This window comes from Granulicatella sp., assembly GCF_057274575.1.
This window is the reverse complement of the sequence record NZ_DBHISP010000005.1, coordinates 1-19,247: the sequence shown is the minus strand read 5'-3', so window position 1 is coordinate 19,247 and position 19,247 is coordinate 1. Positions and strand designations below refer to the sequence as shown.

The 19,247-nt window shown below is 34.2% G+C and carries 18 protein-coding genes and 1 tRNA gene; 17 read left to right on the top strand and 2 right to left on the bottom strand.

Annotated elements, in window-relative coordinates:
• Positions 1-4: 4 nt before the first annotated feature.
• Complete coding sequence (locus ACO5V7_RS03750) at positions 5-631, bottom strand: TVP38/TMEM64 family protein (protein WP_005605322.1); 627 nt, start codon at positions 629-631, stop codon at positions 5-7.
• 10 nt (positions 632-641) lie between these two features.
• Positions 642-1,676 carry a glycosyltransferase family 4 protein gene (locus ACO5V7_RS03745; protein WP_485485107.1) on the bottom strand — a complete coding sequence of 345 codons (1,035 nt, stop codon included), beginning with the start codon at positions 1,674-1,676 and terminating at the stop codon, positions 642-644.
• Positions 1,677-1,826: 150 nt separating this feature from the next.
• Between ACO5V7_RS03745 and ACO5V7_RS03740 the strand changes: the two genes are divergently transcribed.
• The 17 genes from ACO5V7_RS03740 (at position 1,827) to ACO5V7_RS03660 (ending at position 19,109) form a co-directional block, all read left to right on the top strand.
• Positions 1,827-2,150 (top strand): hypothetical protein, encoded by a 324-nt coding sequence (locus ACO5V7_RS03740; RefSeq protein WP_485485106.1) that lies wholly within the window; start codon positions 1,827-1,829, stop codon positions 2,148-2,150.
• 103 nt (positions 2,151-2,253) lie between these two features.
• On the top strand, positions 2,254-3,432 hold the full coding sequence (locus tag ACO5V7_RS03735; RefSeq protein WP_485485105.1) for an iron-containing alcohol dehydrogenase: 1,179 nt from the start codon (positions 2,254-2,256) through the stop codon (positions 3,430-3,432).
• 43 nt (positions 3,433-3,475) lie between these two features.
• Complete coding sequence (uvrC, locus tag ACO5V7_RS03730; RefSeq protein ID WP_485485104.1) at positions 3,476-5,254, top strand: excinuclease ABC subunit UvrC; 1,779 nt, start codon at positions 3,476-3,478, stop codon at positions 5,252-5,254.
• Between the two features lie 146 nt (positions 5,255-5,400).
• On the top strand, positions 5,401-6,276 hold the full coding sequence (locus ACO5V7_RS03725; protein WP_314073208.1) for a transporter substrate-binding domain-containing protein: 876 nt from the start codon (positions 5,401-5,403) through the stop codon (positions 6,274-6,276).
• A gap of 13 nt (positions 6,277-6,289) precedes the next feature.
• Complete coding sequence (locus ACO5V7_RS03720; protein WP_314073251.1) at positions 6,290-6,937, top strand: amino acid ABC transporter permease; 648 nt, start codon at positions 6,290-6,292, stop codon at positions 6,935-6,937.
• A gap of 134 nt (positions 6,938-7,071) precedes the next feature.
• Positions 7,072-8,259, top strand: coding sequence for a DEAD/DEAH box helicase (locus ACO5V7_RS03715; protein WP_485485103.1), 1,188 nt, complete (start codon positions 7,072-7,074; stop codon positions 8,257-8,259).
• Complete coding sequence (locus ACO5V7_RS03710) at positions 8,225-8,590, top strand: hypothetical protein (RefSeq protein ID WP_485485102.1); 366 nt, start codon at positions 8,225-8,227, stop codon at positions 8,588-8,590. Before ACO5V7_RS03715 ends, ACO5V7_RS03710 begins: the two co-directional genes overlap by 35 nt.
• A gap of 4 nt (positions 8,591-8,594) precedes the next feature.
• Positions 8,595-9,365 carry a TrmH family RNA methyltransferase gene (locus tag ACO5V7_RS03705; protein WP_485485101.1) on the top strand — a complete coding sequence of 257 codons (771 nt, stop codon included), beginning with the start codon at positions 8,595-8,597 and terminating at the stop codon, positions 9,363-9,365.
• A 3-nt stretch (positions 9,366-9,368) separates the two neighbouring features.
• A complete protein-coding gene (locus tag ACO5V7_RS03700; RefSeq protein ID WP_298645714.1) occupies positions 9,369-9,599 on the top strand; it encodes a hypothetical protein in 231 nt (76 codons plus the stop codon).
• Between the two features lie 54 nt (positions 9,600-9,653).
• A tRNA-Arg gene (locus ACO5V7_RS03695) sits at positions 9,654-9,727 on the top strand.
• Positions 9,728-10,053: 326 nt separating this feature from the next.
• A complete protein-coding gene (gene pflB, locus ACO5V7_RS03690) occupies positions 10,054-12,282 on the top strand; it encodes a formate C-acetyltransferase (RefSeq protein ID WP_298645711.1) in 2,229 nt (742 codons plus the stop codon).
• 261 nt (positions 12,283-12,543) lie between these two features.
• Positions 12,544-13,305 (top strand): pyruvate formate-lyase-activating protein, encoded by a 762-nt coding sequence (gene pflA, locus ACO5V7_RS03685; protein ID WP_485485100.1) that lies wholly within the window; start codon positions 12,544-12,546, stop codon positions 13,303-13,305.
• A gap of 137 nt (positions 13,306-13,442) precedes the next feature.
• The gene (locus ACO5V7_RS03680; protein ID WP_485485099.1) at positions 13,443-14,372 is read left to right on the top strand and encodes a manganese-dependent inorganic pyrophosphatase; all 930 of its coding nucleotides are present in this window, start codon (positions 13,443-13,445) and stop codon (positions 14,370-14,372) included.
• Between the two features lie 61 nt (positions 14,373-14,433).
• Positions 14,434-15,312, top strand: coding sequence for a VOC family protein (locus tag ACO5V7_RS03675; RefSeq protein WP_485485098.1), 879 nt, complete (start codon positions 14,434-14,436; stop codon positions 15,310-15,312).
• Positions 15,309-16,202, top strand: a complete 894-nt coding sequence (locus ACO5V7_RS03670) for a YitT family protein (protein WP_485485097.1) — start codon at positions 15,309-15,311, stop codon at positions 16,200-16,202. The genes ACO5V7_RS03675 and ACO5V7_RS03670 overlap by 4 nt, the downstream gene beginning before the upstream one ends.
• Positions 16,174-17,094 (top strand): YitT family protein, encoded by a 921-nt coding sequence (locus ACO5V7_RS03665; protein WP_485485096.1) that lies wholly within the window; start codon positions 16,174-16,176, stop codon positions 17,092-17,094. The genes ACO5V7_RS03670 and ACO5V7_RS03665 overlap by 29 nt, the downstream gene beginning before the upstream one ends.
• A gap of 14 nt (positions 17,095-17,108) precedes the next feature.
• Positions 17,109-19,109: a CHAP domain-containing protein gene (locus ACO5V7_RS03660; protein ID WP_485485095.1), complete on the top strand. Its 2,001-nt coding sequence runs from the start codon at positions 17,109-17,111 to the stop codon at positions 19,107-19,109.
• The last annotated feature ends 138 nt before the right edge of the window (positions 19,110-19,247 follow it).

Sequence of the window (19,247 nt, the reverse complement as noted above, 5' to 3'; positions counted from 1 at the left end):
TTGTTTATTTAAAGAATGCCCAGAACCAATCGATGATGAATCTTAATCCGATGGTATAAGCAGCTAATGTAAACGGCTTAAAGACTAGAATAATAATAATGAACTTTTTATAAGTCATCTTTGTTAAACCAGCTAACATACATAAAAAGTCATCCGGAGAAACTGGGAAGAACATCATAAAAGCAAAAAAGTAGTCAAACCATTTTCCTTTATCTAGCCAATTAATATAACGATTATAAGTATTTTCACTTACCATTGATTTTACGAATTGTTGACCGTATTGACGTGCAAGGTAGAATGCGATAATTGAACCGATAATAATACCGATGTAATTGTAGACATTCCCGATAATATTTCCATAAATATAAACTCCAGCAATACTTGTTAGAGCGCCAGGTATAATTGGAACAACTGTTTGTAAGATTTGGAGAAAGATAAAAATTGGTGGCCCCCAAATTCCAGCCTGTAACATATATGCAGATAAAGTCTCTTCAGAAGTGAATAAGCCTTTTTGCCAAGCCCAAACAATGAATACGACTGTCGCAATTGCTCCTAAAATAGAAGCGATATTCATTACCTTCTGAGCGGTAGGTGAGAGTGGCTTTCCTTGTTTAATTTCGTTGGTTGTCATTGTTGCTCCTTTATGATTTTAAATTTCTTTCTGTTGCAACTTTATCATAAAATTGTTGCCACTGAAGAAGAATACTCTCTTTTGAGTAAAATTGTTCGCCACGTTTTGAGCCTTCACATGCCATAGCATAGTACTCAGGATCTTCTTTAAGTTTAGTTAATTGTTCTTTAAACGTTTGTTGACTTGTCCCTTTTAAATAGTAGTCAAATAATATTGGCTTGTACTCAGGTAAGTCACGTAATAGAAGAGGAATATTAGCATTCATGGACTCTAAAATAGTCATAGGGAATAATTCTTCAAAAGAAAGTTGTAACATGACATCAGCCATATTAAAAAATTTATTCATTTGGTCTCTTTCAACCAATCCTAGAAAATGAACATTATCAGGAAGATCATCCATATGTTCCATAATTTCTTTTCGTCCCTCAGAAATTCCTTTAAAAGCAAAGTCTCCAGCCCAAACGAACTGTATTTCAGGCATTTTTTCAGCTAAATCGATAAATTCTAGAACACCTTTTCTCATTTGCAATTGGCCTGCTGACACAACAGTGAACTGATCAGGATTTAGTCCAAATTTCTTTCTTAATTCACCTTTAGATTGATCAGTGATTTTATAAAAGGTATCACGAGATACAAAGTTTGGAATATAGGTAACTTTCGAACGATCAACTCCATATCGTTCGAGGTCGTCAATAAAACGTGGATTCACAGTTACTAAATAATCGGCTTGTTTATAAAAAGATAAAACATATTTATAGAACAATTCTTTTATTGGTTTTGGAAGAGAAATACTCTTTTCAAGCGTTTCAGGTAAGAAATGGACTGATGCTATTGTTGGTTGCTTCTTATTGTTTAAGAATGACTTAAACAGAAAGTCTGGATTAATTGTATGAATATGATTAATATCAGCAATCTTTAATTGGTTTACAACTACTTTGTATCCTTTAAGACCTTCAGTCACTAAATTAATTTGTTCCTCTGTTGCAGACATCACTCCTTGACCTTTGACGCTGTCTGCACGAGTTAGCATATTTATTGTAAGCATATTGACTCCTTAAAAGTATATTTCCAACCCATTTTACCATGAATTAAAGTATTTGGAAAACAGCACCAATTAAATTAAGAAAAATTAATGTTTTTGCCTTATTGTTTGAATTTTTGTATACTAAAAAAGAAGAAAGAATCGAGGGTGTTTATGAAAAAAAGTAAAAAATCCAATAAAAAATCTAAAGAAGAAGAAATGACACTAGTAGATTGTTACTATATTCCTTCTATTATCGCGGAACAATTTCAGCTTTTAAGAGAGCATTGTGCGGTAGAAGTTGAAAAGGAACTATCATTATTGTTTTCAAAAGTAGTTCGCGAGTATCGAGAAGAGGTGGGGCAAGTAGTTGTTTCTTATGATGATAAAGGCAATAAGACTTGTGAAATCCCTCTAAGTCCTATTGAAGTTTCAAAATTGGAAAAAGAGATTTCAGCGGAAAGGTTAAATAAATATATCTTATCAAAGATTCATTGATAATAGAAAAGTAAGCTGGGCATTGTCCAGTTTATTTTGTTAGAAGTCTTAGAGTCAATTATTTTTAGTAAACATCATTTGATAAAGCATGAGGTGAAGAGAAATGGAAAATAGTATTCAAAATTTTACTTTTCAAAATCCAACAAAAATTTTATTTGGAAAAAAACGTATAGAGGAAATTGATAACGAAATACCTAAAGATGCAAAAGTCCTCATCTTATATGGTGGAGGATCAGTCAAAAAAAATGGAGCTTTTGACAGAGCAGTTTCGGCTCTTGGAGGGCGAGATTGGGATGAGTTTTCGGGAATAGAGGCAAATCCTACATTTGAAACGTTAATGAAGGCTGTCCATAAAGTAAGAGAAGGAGGTTTTACCTACTTACTTGCAATCGGAGGTGGTTCTGTCATTGATGGAACTAAATTTGTTTCAGCCGCTAGTCTATTTGATCAAGATCCTATTGATTTATTTGGGTGGGGAATTGGAAGAGGACTACCCGTTCAAGAGGTTGTACCATTTGGAACGATTTTAACCTTACCAGCAACTGGTTCTGAAATGAATTCTGGAGCAGTGATTAGTTTTGTTGAAAAAAATGCAAAAGTAAGTTTTAGAGGGCCAAAGACGTTTCCAGTTTTTTCAGTATTAGAGCCTGAACTAACCTATACATTACCTGAACGTCAATTAGTAAACGGACTCTTAGACTCATTCATCCATGTAATGGAGAATTATTTAACCTATCCAGTAGGAGGGATTCTTCAAGATCGTTATGCAGAAAGTATCCTTCAAACGTTGATTGAGATTGCTCCTCGTATTATTGATATAAATCATATTGATTATAACGATAGAGCTACTTTTATGTGGTGTGCCACTAATGCGTTAAATGGGACAATTAATTTAGGTGTTCCGACGGATTGGTCTTCTCATGCATTAGGTCATGAAATCACTTTAAATCATGGATTAGACCATGGAAGAACATTATCAATTGTATTGCCAGCGATGATGAAAGTTAGAAAAAACCAAAAATGGGATAAGTTAGTTCAATATGGGAAACGTGTTTGGGGACTTCATGGAGAAGACGATGAAATTGTTGAACAAGCTATTACAAATACAGAAATATTTTTCTCATCTCTAGGTGCTCCTACTCGATTTAGTGATGTAGGTTTAGGTGAAGAAGTAATCCCAGCATTAGTGGAAGGACTAAAACGTCATAAGAAGGTCGCTTTATCTGAACATGGGGATGTGACTCCTGAAGTTGCTTATGAGGTATATAAAACGGCTTTATAAATAGAATGTACTTTTTATTAGTCTTGAATGAAAGGAAGATTAAATGGCTAGTGAATTGATTGAAAGCAAACTTAAGAATCTTCCAGATTTACCGGGTTGCTATATTATGAGAAATAGTAACGATGAGATTATCTATATTGGGAAGGCCAAGAATTTAAAAAATCGTGTTCGTTCTTATTTCAGAGGTGCACATGATACGAAAACTGAAAAACTAGTTAGTGAAATCCACCATTTTGAGTATATTGTGACAAAGACAAATAAAGAATCTCTTTTACTCGAAATTAACCTGATAAAAAAATATCAACCGTACTACAATATTAAGTTGAAACAAGGGACGATGTATCCTTATTTAAAAATCACTTCAGAGAGGGATCCGCAATTAGTGATTTCTCACAAAGTTGAAAAAGATGGAGGAATTTATTTTGGGCCTTACCCTAATGTAACTGCTGCTACGTCTACCCAACAACTCATTCAAAAAATTTATCCATTAAGAAAATGTGGGAAGAATGAAACCAGAGCTTGTTTTTATTATCATTTAGGACAGTGCATCGGTTGTTGCGACCATGAAATTTCTGAGGAAGAGTACAAAACACAAATAAAAAAAATTCAACGCTTTTTAAATGGAGATGTAAAAGCCATTAAAGATGATTTGAATCAGAGAATGTTAGAGGCCTCTGAACGATTGGAATTCGAAAAAGCTATGGATTATCGTGATCAAATTCATTACATTGAAGCAACGGTTGAGAAGCAAAACATAATGAGTTCTGATTTCACGAATCGAGATGTATTTGCGTACTTTGTTGATCGAGGATGGATTTCAATTCAAGTATTTTTATTAAGACAATCAACGATTATTAAAAGGGAAGCAGCGATGTTTCCTATTTATGATCAAATTGAAGATGAAGTTCTATCCTTTATTATCCAGTTTTATGAAGATCAAAACCATATTTTACCTAAAGAAATTTTAGTTCCGGATGCTTTAGATATTGATTTACTATCCGAGACACTGGGTGTAAAAGCCGTATCCCCAAAAAGAGGATCTAAAAAAAGAATGCTAAACTTAGCGACTCAAAATAGTGAGATTTCTTTATTAGAGAAGTTTAGAAGAGAAGAGCAGAGTCAGTTAAAAACATTAGGTGCTTTAGATGAGTTATCACAAGCTCTTGGACTTGAAAAGTTGTCAGTGATTGAGTCTTTTGACCATTCAAATATTCAAGGTACGAATCCTGTTTCTGCTATGGTTGTTTTTCGAGATGGAAAACCCGATCGGAAACATTATCGAAAATTTAAGGTGAAGACGGTCCTTGGAAGCCATGAGTTCGCGACGACGCAAGAAGTGATTAGAAGACGTTATTCCAGATTGCTAAGAGAAAAATCTGCCCTTCCTGACTTAATCTTAATGGATGGTGGAAAAATTCAAATGAAAGCTGCTATGGAAGTTCTAGAAGATGAACTAGGCTTATCTATTCCGGTTTGTGGGATGGTTAAAAATGATAAACATAAAACAGCTTCTTTAATTTATGGAGAAAAATTTACTCCCATCGAACTGGATCGAAAAGGACAAGCCTTTCAATTGATTCAAAGAGTCCAAGAAGAGGTTCACCGATTTGCTATAACTTTTCATAGACAAGTTAGAAGCAAGAATACTTTTTCCTCGAAATTGGAGTTAATAGATGGAGTAGGACCGAAAATTAGAAAGAAACTTTTAAGTCATTTTAAGACTACTACCGCAATAAAAAATGCTAGTGTTGAGGAGTTACGGAAGATTGGAATCTCTGAAAAAGTTGCAAGCAATATAATAACAACGTTTCAGAATGAATAAATTATTAAGAGTAAAACTAAAAAATGAAACAGGTAAATTATCTGTTTCATTTTTTTGTTTTCTTTTCAAGACTTAATCTTTGTTTTTTTGGGATGGATGTGCTATCTTTTTGATTGTTGAAAAATAAATAAAAGGTGGTTAAACCAATGAAAAAATGGATGAAAGCTGGTTTCGTTGCTGTAGCTACATTATTAGCTGCATGCGGAGCAAACACAACAAAAACACAGGAAACAACTGTATCAGTTTCAGATGCGCAAGCAAACTGGGATAAAATTGTTGAATCTGGTGTCATTAAAGTATCAACAGCAGGTACTTTATATCCACAATCATTCCATAATGATAATAATGAACTAACTGGTTACGATGTGGAAATCATGAAGGAAGTTGCGAAGCGTTTAAACCTTAAAGTTGAATTTACGGAAATGGGTGTTGACGGAATGTTAACAGCTTTAGATAGTGGTATGACAGATATCGCCAACTATTCAATTGAAGAAGGTGCAAAAAACTTCGATGACTATTTGCACACTACACCTCATAAATACTCATTTACATCAATGGTTGTTCGTGGAAGCGATAATTCAGGCATCCATTCTTGGGCTGATGTAAAAGGTAAAAAAGCAGCAGGTGCAGCTAGTACAAACTACATGAAGATTGCTAAAAAACTTGGTGCTGAATTAGTTGTTTATGACAACGTAACTAATGATGTATATATGTCTGATTTAGTTAACGGACGTACAGATGTAATCATCAACGATTACTACTTACAATCAATCGCGGTCGCTTTTGCTAAAGATAAATACGACATTAAAATTAATGAAGGTGTTTACGCAAACCCTTATAGTTCAAGCTTCTCAATTTCATTAAATAACACTGTATTACGTGATAAGTTCAATGAAGCGATGGATGCAATGAAGAAAGATGGAACATTGAAAAAAATCTCTGAACAATTCTTCGCTGGTCAAGACGTAACAGAACCTAAAGAATTTAAAACAGAAAAAATCGATATTTCAGATGTAGACTAATATGTTAAATAAAATCATCGATATCAGTATTGCGATTAACAATTTTTGGTTTATTCTTAGTGGATTAGGATATACATTAGGAGTCGCATTAACAAGCTTTGTATTCGGAACGATTTTAGGATTTACTCTCGTATTAATGAGGCGCTCCAGATTTCGTTTTCTACGATGGGTTGCAACGTTTCATGTGTCCTTTATGCGTGGAACACCAACTCTTGTGTTTTTATTCTTACTATATTTTGGTTTACCATTCTTAAAAATAACATTACCAGCTTTAGTTTGTGCGCTTCTTTGTTTTAGTATTGCAAGTAGCGCGTATATTTCTGAAGTGTTGCGTTCGGCAATGGATGCAGTGGATAATGGCCAATGGGAAGCAGCGATGTCTCTTGGGATGAGTTATCGTCAAACTTTACAAAAAGTAATCGTTCCTCAAGCGTTTCGGATTGCAATACCACCATTAAGTAATGTGTTACTGGATATGATTAAAGGATCATCTCTTGTTGCGATGATTTCACTACCTGATATTTTCCAAAATGCGAAAATTGTAGGTGGTCGTGAACAAAACTATATGACGGTTTATATTTTAGTAGCAATTATTTACTGGATTATCTGTTTGCTTTTTGAACAAGGGCAACGATATTTAGAAAAGAAAATGGCACTTTAATAGAAAATAGTAAAGAGAACTGTGTAACAGCAGTTCTCTTTTTTATAGAAACGTTGAAACTATTTGAAGTATAGGAGTTTCTTCGTTAAAATGAATAGGACTCAAAAGAACAATGGTTATCGGAAAGGACACTTATGAATACAAAGACTATTTGGGAGCAACATGGCTTCCACACATTAACACCGATACAAGAAAAGACACAAGAACTGATTAAAGAGGGGACAGATATCGTAGCCATCTCACCAACAGGGACTGGGAAAACATTAGCGTATGTCGTTCCTATTTTGGAAAGAGTAAAAGCAGATAGGACACTCCAAGCTTTGATTGTGGCGCCTTCACAAGAATTAGCCCAACAAATTGGAACGGTGATTAGAGAATGGAAATCGTCAGAAATCCGTGTACAAGTTTTAGCGGGTGGAGCAAACGTTAAACGACAAGTAGAGAAGTTAAAAGAAAAACCAGAAATTGTTGTTGGAACACCTGGTCGACTATTAGAACTTTCAAAACTCCGTAAATTAAAGCTACATCAAGTAGAACTGCTTGTATTAGATGAGGCAGATTATTTACTTGATCCAGAGCAATTGAACAACACGAGAGAACTTGTGAAGAAGCTTCCTTCTGAAAGACAAGTGTTATGTTTCTCTGCGACCAAGAATAAAAATTTAGAAGAAGTGAATAAATGGATTAATATACAACCGACTTTTGTGGAAGTTTCAGAGGGAAACGCTGATCATGCGAATGTAATTCATGGATATATTGAATGTCCAACTAGAAAACGTGACGAAGTATTAAGAAAGTTAGCATTCTCAGAAAATGCAAAGCAAGCATTAGTTTTCGTTAATTCGATTGCAAACGCCGCGTTACTCGGAGAAAAGTTATCGTTTCATCAAGTCCCAGTTGCACTTTTATCAAGTGATGCTCATCAAACGGAACGTAAAAAAGCGATTGATTTATTTAAAAAAGGGCATATTCCGTTCTTACTTAGTACCGATGTAGCACAACGGGGACTGGATATTGAAGATTTACCACTTGTTATTCATTATGATCTTGCAGACTCAACGGATCAATATACACATCGTTCTGGACGTACAGGACGGATGGGGAAAGATGGTTTAGTTCTGAGTCTAGTGAACGACCGTGAACTAAGAGACTTGAAGAAAGTTGCAGGAAAACATAAACTGGTTCAGTTTGAATTTTATGCAGGACAATTAAAACCAGTCACACAACCGAAAAAGAAAGAAGTAAGTTCTAAGAAATCAACCCAGAAACGAAAGAAGGGGAATAAGAATGGAAATCATCGAGGATTTAAAAAGTCAAATTAGTTTCTTCGGATTTGAAATGACGGATGCTGATAGCTTAGTTGCTTTAGAAAAAGAAGAGCAAACCTTTGTACTCTTTTGGGCTAAAGATGGTTTCGTTCTGTTTGAAACTTCTAAAGAAGGTGTTTGGAGAGCAAATAGACCCATCGTTATCCCATCAAATCGTATTCAAAAAGTTTCTTTTGAGAGGAGGCTCTTAGGAAATCCGAAACTAATATTGCATTTTTTAGAGAAAGAGGAGACTTTCGTTGTACCGATGAAATGTAGATTTCATCAAAATCAAAAGACAGAAGTAAAAAAATTCATTAATACAATAGAAGGATTAAAAGGGTAGTTATATGGAAAGCATTAGTTCAACTAAGAACGAAAAAATTAAGGAGCTTGTCAAACTTCAGACTGCAAAAGGTCGTAAGAAAGCAGGGATGTATCTTCTTGAAGGGGAACACCTTGTTGAAGAAGCGATTAAAGAAAGAGCTCAGATTAAGTTGATAGTGGTTACCAGTAATCGTCTTGAAGACTATGAAAATCTGTTAGCTCAAACAGATGTACAGGTGCTAGTTGTATCACAAGACGTCTTCCATAAATTATCAATGACGGAGACGACTCAAGGGATTTTAGCAGTTGTTGAAATTGTTAAGCAGGAGATATTACCTCATAAAGGCCGCTTAATTGTGCTAGATGCGGTTCAAGATCCTGGTAATTTAGGAACGATTGTGAGAACAGCAGATGCTGCTGGATTTGATGCGGTTATTTTAGGAACAGGAACGGTTGATTTATATAACGACAAAGTTCTTCGTTCAATGCAAGGAAGTCATTTTCATATTCCAGTTTTCCAAGCGAACTTACAAGAATACTTGCTAATACTCAAAGAGAAGGGTGTTCAAGTGGCTGTTACAGCATTGCATCGAAACTCAAAGGATTATTCAGACTTACAAGGAGCAACAGATGTAGCTATCGTTGTTGGTAATGAAGGTCAAGGGGTCTCTAGGGATGTAATTGAACTAGCTGATGTCGTAGTGACGATTCCGATGTTTGGAAAAGCGGAATCACTGAACGTAGCAATTGCTTCAGCTTTATTAATGTATAAAACGAAGGAAACAAAGGAGTAACGAATGGATAATAGACCAAATCCAATGGGAAGAAAACGCCCCATTCTTGAAACAGTTAAAAATATGACTATTATTTTCTTTGCATTAAGTGCCATTGCAGCTTTATATAATTTTACCTTAGCAGCAAGAGTGCTGATCATGGCGGTGGTAATGTTGGTTATCTATACCTTTATGTTGTTTTCAAAAAAGCATAAACTAGAGGGTAAAGAAAAAGAAACCGAAGAGTCGGAATGAGGCTGTAAAATCGATTGACAGAATGTTCGTCTTTAGGTATAATAATTTAGTACTGTTTCAGTAGCTCAGCAGGATAGAGCATTCGCCTTCTAAGCGAACGGTCGGGGGTTCGAATCCCTCCTGAAACGCTAAATTGAAAGAGCATTATCAAATTTAGTTTGATAATGCTCTTTTTTTATTAGTAAAATGAAGATAAAAAAAGGATAGATTGTGAATAATCATGCCATATTGTGAAATGTTTCATTCTGTTTCAAAATTATAGTACAGCAAAACACACTGTTATAATACATCTTTCACAACTAAAACTGTCTTAAAATAGCTATTATAACAATACTTAACAAAATCTTTGTATTTTTTTACACTTTTGTATTGCACTTAGATTTAATTGTGTTATAATATTTGTGTAGATAGCTGTTATAAGTTTCACAACCAATTATCTAAGGAGGAAAAATATATGGAACAATGGAACGGTTTTAAAGGTAAAGTATGGAAAGAAGAAGTTAACGTCCGTGACTTTATCCAAGAAAACTACACACTTTATGAAGGAGACGACAGTTTCTTAGCTGGACCTACTGAAGCTACTAAAGCTTTATGGGCACAAGTTATGGACTTAAACAAGCAAGAACGTGAAGCTGGTGGTATTTTAGATTTAGACACTAAAGTAGTTTCAACAATTACTTCACACGGTCCTGGATACTTAAACAAAGACTTAGAAACAGTAGTTGGTTTCCAAACAGAAAAACCATTCAAACGTAGCTTACAACCATTCGGTGGTATTCGTATGAGTGAGCAATCAGCTGAAGCTTACGGATTCAAGATTGATGAAGAAATTTCTCGTATCTTCCGTGACTGGCGTAAAACTCACAACCAAGGTGTATTCGATGCTTACACTCCAGAAATGCGTGCAGCTCGTAAATCAGGTGTTATCACAGGTTTACCAGATGCTTACGGACGTGGACGTATCATCGGTGACTACCGTCGTGTAGCTTTATACGGGGTTGATCGTTTAATCGCAGAAAAACAAAAAGACTTCGCTAACATTGGCGATGGCACTATGTCTGATGATGTAATTCGTTTACGTGAAGAAGTTTCAGAACAATACCGTGCATTATTAGAATTAAAAGAATTAGGTAACATCTACGGATTCGATATTTCTAAACCAGCTTCAAATGCTCGCGAAGCTTTTCAATGGTTATACTTAGGATACTTAGCAGCTATTAAAGAACAAAATGGTGCGGCTATGTCTCTAGGACGTACTTCAACATTCTTAGATATCTATGTACAACGTGACTTAGAAAACGGAACATTAACAGAACAAGAAGCTCAAGAGCTTGTTGACCACTTCGTTATGAAATTACGTTTAGTTAAATTCGCTCGTACACCTGAATACAACGCATTATTCTCAGGAGACCCAACTTGGGTAACTGAATCTATTGCCGGTGTTGGTGAAGATGGACGTCCATTAGTAACTAAGAACAGTTTCCGTTTCTTACACACATTAGTAAACTTAGGACCAGCTCCAGAACCAAACTTAACAGTTCTATGGTCAACTCGTTTACCAGAAAACTTCAAATTGTTTGCAGCTAAAACTTCTATTAATACATCTGCAATCCAATATGAAAACGATGATGTAATGCGTCCAGAGTGGGGCGATGACTACGGAATTGCTTGCTGTGTATCTGCTATGCGTATCGGTAAACAAATGCAATTCTTCGGAGCTCGTGCTAACTTAGCGAAAACATTATTATATGCGATCAACGGTGGTATCGATGAAAAATCTAAAGCACAAGTTGGTCCTAAATATCAACCAATCACTTCAGAGTACTTAGACTACAACGAAGTAATGGAAAAATACAATGACATGATGGAATGGATCTGTGGTTTATACTTAAATACATTAAACATCATCCACTACATGCATGATAAATACAGCTACGAAAGAATTGAAATGGCATTACATGACACTGAAATTCTACGTACAATGGCAACTGGTATCGCTGGATTCTCAGTAGCGGTTGACTCATTATCAGCTATTAAATATGCGAAGGTTAAAACTATTCGTGATGAAGATGGCGTTGTTGTAGACTATGAAGTAGAAGGCGACTTCCCTAAATATGGTAACAACGATGATCGTGCTGACGAAATCGCAATTTGGTTATTGAAAGAATTCATGACTAAAGTTAAAAAACATAAAACTTACCGTAATGCTAAACATACAACTTCTATCCTTACAATTACTTCTAACGTAGTTTATGGTAAGAAGACAGGTAACACTCCTGATGGACGTCGTGCTGGCGAACCATTTGCACCAGGTGCTAACCCAATGCATGGTCGTGACACACACGGAGCATTAGCTTCATTATCATCAGTAGCAAAAGTACCTTACCAATATGCATTAGATGGTATCTCAAATACATTCTCAATCATTCCTAAAGCTTTAGGACGTGAATTAGATGTACAAGAAGAAAACTTAGTTTCTATGTTAGATGGTTACGCTTCAAAAGGTGGTCACCACTTAAACATCAACGTATTCAACCGTGATACATTATTAGATGCTATGGAACACCCAGAAGAATACCCACAATTAACAATTCGTGTATCTGGTTACGCAGTTAACTTCATTAAATTAACTCGTGAACAACAATTAGACGTAATCAACCGTACAATGCACGAAAGCATGTAATCTTAAGGTATGAGGTTTACTGTTCTGAAAATAGACCACTGGAGGAAAATTTAAGAGGATGCCAAGCATCCGACTAAATTTTTCGAAGTAGAAGTATTTCAAGGAGACCGAACCAGATTACACAAAGTGCGAGGATGACTCGCAACATTGCTGAAATTACGAAAACGGATGGGCAAAATCGTCCATCCGTTTTTTAATCGAAACAGCCCTAAAGGACACGAATTGTGATATACTAGAAGAGAAAAGATAGGAGGAATAATGATGAGTGAACCAGTAACTGGATATATCCATTCTACAGAAAGTTTTGGTTCTGTAGACGGACCAGGTATCCGTTTTGTAACCTTCATGCAAGGTTGTCGTATGCGTTGTGAGTTTTGTCACAACCCAGACACTTGGAATATTGGGGGCGGTCATCCGATTACTTCTCAAGAATTACTCGATCAAGCATTGCAATATCGTGCATTCTGGGGACGTAAAGGTGGCGTAACTGTCAGCGGAGGAGAGCCTTTATTGCAAATTGATTTCTTAATCGATTTCTTTAAGCGTTGTAAGAAAGCTGGAGTACACACAACATTAGATAGTTGTGGAATGCCATTCACGTATGACGAACCATTCTTTTCAAAATTCGAAGAGTTATTAGAATATACAGATCTTATTTTATTAGATATTAAGCATATTGATGATGACCAACATAAGAAATTAACAGGATGGACGAATAAAAATATTCTTCAACTAGCAGAGTATTTATCAGACAAAGGGCAACCCGTATGGATTCGCCATGTGTTAGTTCCAGAACGCTCAGACTATGATGAATATCTCATCCGATTAAGTGAATTTGTAAGTAAACTGAAAAATGTATTGAAGTTTGAGATTTTACCTTATCATAAACTGGGTGTATATAAATGGAAGAACTTAGGAATTCCATATAAATTGGATCATATTGAACCGCCAACTCAAGAACGTGTGGATAATGCTCGACGAATTTTAAGAACTGATGATTATAAAGGATTTTTAAACGCCTAATGAAAGAACTGTTATAGTGTAAAAGCTATAGCAGTTTTTTATGTTCAAATTTTATGTATAAGTGCATTTTTTGTTGGTTTTAATTGGTAATTATGTTAAAATTGTCAATGTAAATTTAAATAGAGAGAGGCCACAAAATGAGTAGATTATTAGTTTTCGGACATCAAAATCCAGATACTGATGCAATTACATCAGCAATTTCATATGCTTTCTTATTACGTCAATTAGGTGAGGATGCAGAAGCAGTTGCCTTAGGGACTCCTAATGAAGAAACACAATATGCATTAAATTATTTCAAGAAAGAAGCTCCTCGAGTTATTGGGGATATTTCACAAGAGACAAACCGTGTTGCTTTAGTGGATCATAACGAAGTACAACAAAGCGCAACTGGCGTAGAAAAAGTAGAAGTTGAATTTGTAGTGGATCATCACCGTATTGCAAATTTCCAAACAGCAAATCCTTTATTTTATCGTGCAGAACCTGTTGGATGTACGAATACCATTTTGTACAAAATGTATAAAGAATATGGGGTTGAAGTTCCTAAAGATATTGCTGGATTAATGGTATCTGCAATTGTTTCGGATACTTTATTATTCAAATCTCCAACATGTACTCAACAAGATATTGAAGCAGCAACCGATTTGGCAAACATTGCTGAGATTGATGTTAATGTCTATGGTCTAGAAATGTTAAAAGCCGGAACAAATCTTGGTGACAAATCTGAAGCGGAGTTAATTGACTTAGATGCTAAATCATTCCCAATGGGGGGAGCGAATTTACGTATTGCTCAAGTAAATGTTGTAGACCCTGAAGAACTATTAGCTCGTAGAGAGGCCTTAGAAGAAAGTATGAGAGCTGCAAATTCAGAAAATGGATATGATACTTTTGTTTTTGTAATTACAAATATCTTAACAAGCGTTTCAACAGTTTTAGTTGTAGGAGATTATAAAGACAAAGTTGCCCAAGCGTTCAACTCAAGCTATACAGATGGATTACTTACATTACCAGGAGTTGTTTCTCGTAAAAAACAAGTAGTACCACCATTAACTGTTGCTTTTGAAGGATAAAATTTTGAGTGGGTGAGGAACAATTTTATTCCTCCCCATTTTTTTGTAAAGGAAATAAATCATGCGTAATTTGATACAATTTATGAAAGATTTTGTTGTTCCACAGTCAAAAAAAGAGTGGACGATTTCTTTAATTTCGATTACAGTTCGAAATTTAACCGTAATGAAAAAATTTTATACACAAATAATGGGTCTTTCTGTTTTGCAGGAATTTGATAATGAAGTTTTGATTGGTCATGGAAGAGGGAGTATCCCACTTTTTAAACTAGTCCAAGGAAATGGTGACTCTGATTCATTTTTAACAACTTATTCTATAGGTTTTCGTTTGGCAAAATCTTCTCAAATTGGTGAATTGATTAATCATTTTATTATGGAAGAACAAACGATTATAGGTTCAGGATTCGATGGTTATACAACTAATTTTTATATTATGGATCCAGAGGGAAATCGATTGAAATTTATGGTTGTTGAAGATAATCCTTCTCAGGAAGTTGATCAATATCTAGAAGGAAATGAAATGAAACGTTCGTTGCACGAATTTATTGATGGTATTGATGAAGCTTCAGAAGAATTTCCCGTAAGTGCAAAAATTACTCAACTTCATTATAATGTGATGGACGTAGAAGCAACAACTGAGTTTTTAATAAACAACTTCTCGTTTAAAACAACATATGATTATGTAACGAAACGAAAAAACTTTAAAGTGAATCGTGATGGATATTCAATAGCAATAAATTCCTGGAATGAAACGAATAAGAAAAGTAAGAGTATTTATGGGCTTTCAACGATTGAATGGCGAGTTCCTAATATGAAGGAGCTAGAAAATCTTGTTCTCTATTTAGAAATGAATCAAGTTTCTTTTCATTATTATGATGCCTATTTAAAAGTTCCTACGAGAGATGGAATTGAATATTGTTTCAAAGTAGGTGAGCATTCATGAAGTTACTTGAAAAATACTCTTATCGTAAATACCGTAAAAACAAACTATTTCGTCACTTTATTTCATTGATTGCCGTTATTATTTCGGGATTTTTACAAGCATTCACATTAAAAGTATTTATCCAACCGTCAAATTTACTTTCTAGTGGATTTCTAGGTATTTCTATTTTAATGAATCAAATTGCTAGTCTATTTGGTACTGAATTATCTATATCAATTTTGTTAATACTATTCAATATTCCAGTTGCTATTTTGTGTTATAAAGGAATAAGTGCTCGTTTTACATTTTATTCTATTTTACAAGTTTTTATAGGGAGTTTTTTTATACGAATTTTAGATTTTAAACCTATTTTTGTTGACGATTTAATGTTAAACGTTATTTTTGGAGGAGTTTTAAATGGGTTGTATGTTTCACTAGCACTAAAGGGAAATGCTTCTACGGGGGGAATGGATTTTATAGCTTTATATGCATCCAATAAAAGGGGAAAAACAATTTGGCAGGAAGTTTTCTTTTTTAACACTATACTACTAGTGATATTTGGAGCGTTGTTTGGTTGGAAAAATGCAGGATATTCTATCATCTTTCAATATATATCTACAAAGACAATTAGTACATTCCATCAGCGGTACCATAGGGTAACGCTTCAAATTACAACAAGGTATGGAGAAGATGTAATGCAAGCTTATATTAAAAATATTAGACATGGTATATCTTGTGTGGAAGCTATTGGTGGATTTAGTCAGGAAAAAATGTATTTATTACATACGGTTCTTTCCTCCTATGAATTAAGAGATGCGGTTGAAGTAATTAGGGAAGCAGATTCACGTGCGATTATAAACCAAATTAGTACTGAAAATTTTTATGGAAGATTTTATAGAGAGCCTGAATAAGGAGGAGATTACACTGAAAAGATTTTTAGATAAAGACATTTTTAAATCATTATTTCTTGTTACGTTAGGATGTTTTATATTTTCATATACTATTAATGCAATAGTAATAGCAAACCATTTTGGAGAAGGCGGTATTACTGGTGTTACTTTGTTTTTATTTTATACAATGAATATTGATCCATCACTGTCGAGTTTAGTTTTAAATGTTTTTTTGTTAATGGTTGGATATCGATATTTAGAGAAAAAAACAATGTTTTATACTGTTTTAGCAGTGTTTGAGTTATCCTTTTTTATAAAATTTACTCAAGAATGGCCTGGCTTTATACCGGAAAATTTAGTTGTTGCAGGAATTGCTGCAGGAGTATTTTTTGGTGTATCGCTTGGACTCGTAATTTTAGGGAAAGGGACAACAGCTGGTACTGATATTATTGCAATGATGATGAATAAATATTTAGGTTGGAATGTTTCTTCATCCTTACTTATTATTGATTTTTTTATTGTTACTCCTCTGGCATTAGTAATAGGTCTTGAAAAGGCAGTTTTAACATTAATGATGCTATTTATTGCAAGTAAAGTAATCAATTTTGTTTTAGAAGGCTTTAACCCAAGAAAAGCGATTATTATTATTTCTGACCAATTCGAAAGCATTGGAAGAAAAATTCAAAAAGAATTGGATAGAGGAATTACGGTTTTAAATGGACATGGTTTCTATTCAAAACAGCAAAGACAGGTTTTATATGTTGTAATCAATCGTCAACAGTTAATGCCGATTCAAAGAATTATTCATGAAATTGACTCTGAAGCATTTGTTATCATTTCTGACGTAAATCAAGTTATAGGTGAAGGTTTTACATTCTATTTTGATGATAGTGGAAATAAATTAATACATTAGAAGAAGGTTGAATTATGAATTTTAAAAGAATATTAATATTATTTTTAGGATTATTATTCAGTGAAAATGCAGTTTTTGCTCAAAATACAGATATAACAACAAATAACAAATATTCGACATCAGTTTTAGAAAAAAATGAAACTGTTCCTGTAAACAAAGAAGCAGTAGGCGAATCCGCTCAAAAAGAAACTACACAACTTCCTCATGATAAAGAATCAGTTACTTTAAAAAAATCAGGGTGGTTTTTAGAAAGTGATGGTTCATGGTATTTTTATACCGAAAATAACGAATTATTAACTTCAAGTTGGAAAGATAATTATTATTTAGAATCAGATGGAAAAATGGCCAAAAATAAATGGGTAGATAATCATAACTATTACGTTGATTCATCTGGACTCTGGGTACCGGGTAAAAAACAAAAATCTGGTTGGAATAAAGAAAATGGATATTGGTATTTTTACGAAAATGGAGAAGAAATAGCTCGTAATAAATGGATTGACCATCATTATGTTTTAGATGACGGTAAAATGGCTGAGGATAAATGGGTAGATGATTTTAATTACTATGTAGATAGTATGGGGGTGTGGGTTCCTGGAAAGATAAAAGAATATTGGGTAAAATTGGATGCAACTTTCTTTTATTATGAAAACGGAAAACCTGTAAAGAATGCTTGGAGAGGAGATTACTATCTTCAAGAAGATGGATCAATGGCTACTTCTAAATGGGTAGATAACGGGAATTACTACGTCGATTCATTTGGAAAATGGGATAGAAATCATGTAAAAAAACAAGGATGGTTATATGAAGATAATCAATGGTATTTTTACGAAAAAAATGAGCAAAAAGCGTTTTCTAAATGGATTGATCATTATTATGTCTTAACTGATGGAAAAATGGCAAAAAATCAATGGGTCGATCATAATAATTATTTTGTAGACGAATCAGGTAAGTGGGTTCCAGGAAAAATAAAGGAATATTGGGTACAGTTAGATGGAATTTGGTATTACTACGAGAATAGCAGACCTGTTACGAATGTATGGAGGGGAGACTATTATCTAGAATCTGACGGAAAGATGGCAATCAATAAATGGGTGGAGAATTACCATTATTTCGTTGGTGAAAATGGTAAGTGGATTCAAGAAAGAAAGTTGAAAAAAGATTGGGTTCAAGAAAATGGGAAATGGTATTTTTACGAACCTGTTGAAAAAAGGGTAAAAAACGCTTGGCGTGGTGATTATTATCTTGGCGAAACTGGTGAAATGCTTGTTAACCAATGGATTGATAATGATAAATACTATGTTGATGAAAGTGGCCGTTGGATTCCAGAAGCAGCAAAAGGTAAAGAAGGATGGATTAAGAACGATGCTGGAGATTGGCAATATTTTTTTAATGGTATTCCTATAAAAAGTAAATGGATTGATCATTATTATTTGTTAGCTGATGGGAAAATGGCTATAAATCAATGGGTTGACAATTATAAATACTATGTTGATTTAAATGGAGTATGGATTCCTGACCCAAGTACAGTGGGAAATCAAAAAGAATTATTGTTAGAGTTAGCTCGAGGTTATATTGGTGTAGAGCAATTTGATGATCGTCATCAGTATATGGTTAATCAATATAATTCTGGCCCTAGAAGTTATAGTGGATATCGTGTTCACACTTGGGATGATTGGTGTGATATATTTGTTTCATCTATGTTTCAAATGACTGGTATTATCGATTTAATTGGTAAAGAAGCTTATGTTCCATATCATATTAGATTATTAAAACAAAGAGGAATATGGATCGGAAAAGCTACACCTCAACCAGGCGATATTGTAACGTTTGATTGGAACGTCGATGGAATAGCTGATCATATCGCGATTATAGAGAAAGTAGAAGATGATAAGATTATAACAATTGAAGGAAATACAAGTTACGAAAAAGATTCAGATGAATCAAAAGTTCTTCGGAAATCTCATAAATTAACTGAAAATTATATTGTTGGATATGCTCGACCTCAATATAGATAAAAAAACTAGCCATAAGGCTAGTTTTTTATCTATTTTATTAAGAGCAGAGTATATTTGATATTAGTGAAAAAAAAGACTTGTTATGTTATTATAAATTAAATCAATAAAATGATTAAATTTATATAAAGGAGGTAGCTT

What these genes read in the sequence shown, in the direction of transcription:
- ACO5V7_RS03750 (WP_005605322.1), bottom strand. Translation starts at nt 631, where the DNA reads ATGACAACCAACGAAATTAAACAAGGAAAGCCACTCTCACCTACCGCT.
- ACO5V7_RS03745 (WP_485485107.1), bottom strand. Translation starts at nt 1,676, where the DNA reads ATGCTTACAATAAATATGCTAACTCGTGCAGACAGCGTCAAAGGTCAA.
- ACO5V7_RS03740 (WP_485485106.1), top strand. Translation starts at nt 1,827, where the DNA reads ATGAAAAAAAGTAAAAAATCCAATAAAAAATCTAAAGAAGAAGAAATG.
- ACO5V7_RS03735 (WP_485485105.1), top strand. Translation starts at nt 2,254, where the DNA reads ATGGAAAATAGTATTCAAAATTTTACTTTTCAAAATCCAACAAAAATT.
- uvrC (WP_485485104.1), top strand. Translation starts at nt 3,476, where the DNA reads ATGGCTAGTGAATTGATTGAAAGCAAACTTAAGAATCTTCCAGATTTA.
- ACO5V7_RS03725 (WP_314073208.1), top strand. Translation starts at nt 5,401, where the DNA reads ATGAAAAAATGGATGAAAGCTGGTTTCGTTGCTGTAGCTACATTATTA.
- ACO5V7_RS03715 (WP_485485103.1), top strand. Translation starts at nt 7,072, where the DNA reads ATGAATACAAAGACTATTTGGGAGCAACATGGCTTCCACACATTAACA.
- ACO5V7_RS03710 (WP_485485102.1), top strand. Translation starts at nt 8,225, where the DNA reads ATGGAAATCATCGAGGATTTAAAAAGTCAAATTAGTTTCTTCGGATTT.
- ACO5V7_RS03705 (WP_485485101.1), top strand. Translation starts at nt 8,595, where the DNA reads ATGGAAAGCATTAGTTCAACTAAGAACGAAAAAATTAAGGAGCTTGTC.
- ACO5V7_RS03700 (WP_298645714.1), top strand. Translation starts at nt 9,369, where the DNA reads ATGGATAATAGACCAAATCCAATGGGAAGAAAACGCCCCATTCTTGAA.
- pflB (WP_298645711.1), top strand. Translation starts at nt 10,054, where the DNA reads ATGGAACAATGGAACGGTTTTAAAGGTAAAGTATGGAAAGAAGAAGTT.
- pflA (WP_485485100.1), top strand. Translation starts at nt 12,544, where the DNA reads ATGAGTGAACCAGTAACTGGATATATCCATTCTACAGAAAGTTTTGGT.
- ACO5V7_RS03680 (WP_485485099.1), top strand. Translation starts at nt 13,443, where the DNA reads ATGAGTAGATTATTAGTTTTCGGACATCAAAATCCAGATACTGATGCA.
- ACO5V7_RS03675 (WP_485485098.1), top strand. Translation starts at nt 14,434, where the DNA reads ATGCGTAATTTGATACAATTTATGAAAGATTTTGTTGTTCCACAGTCA.
- ACO5V7_RS03670 (WP_485485097.1), top strand. Translation starts at nt 15,309, where the DNA reads ATGAAGTTACTTGAAAAATACTCTTATCGTAAATACCGTAAAAACAAA.
- ACO5V7_RS03665 (WP_485485096.1), top strand. Translation starts at nt 16,174, where the DNA reads ATGGAAGATTTTATAGAGAGCCTGAATAAGGAGGAGATTACACTGAAA.
- ACO5V7_RS03660 (WP_485485095.1), top strand. Translation starts at nt 17,109, where the DNA reads ATGAATTTTAAAAGAATATTAATATTATTTTTAGGATTATTATTCAGT.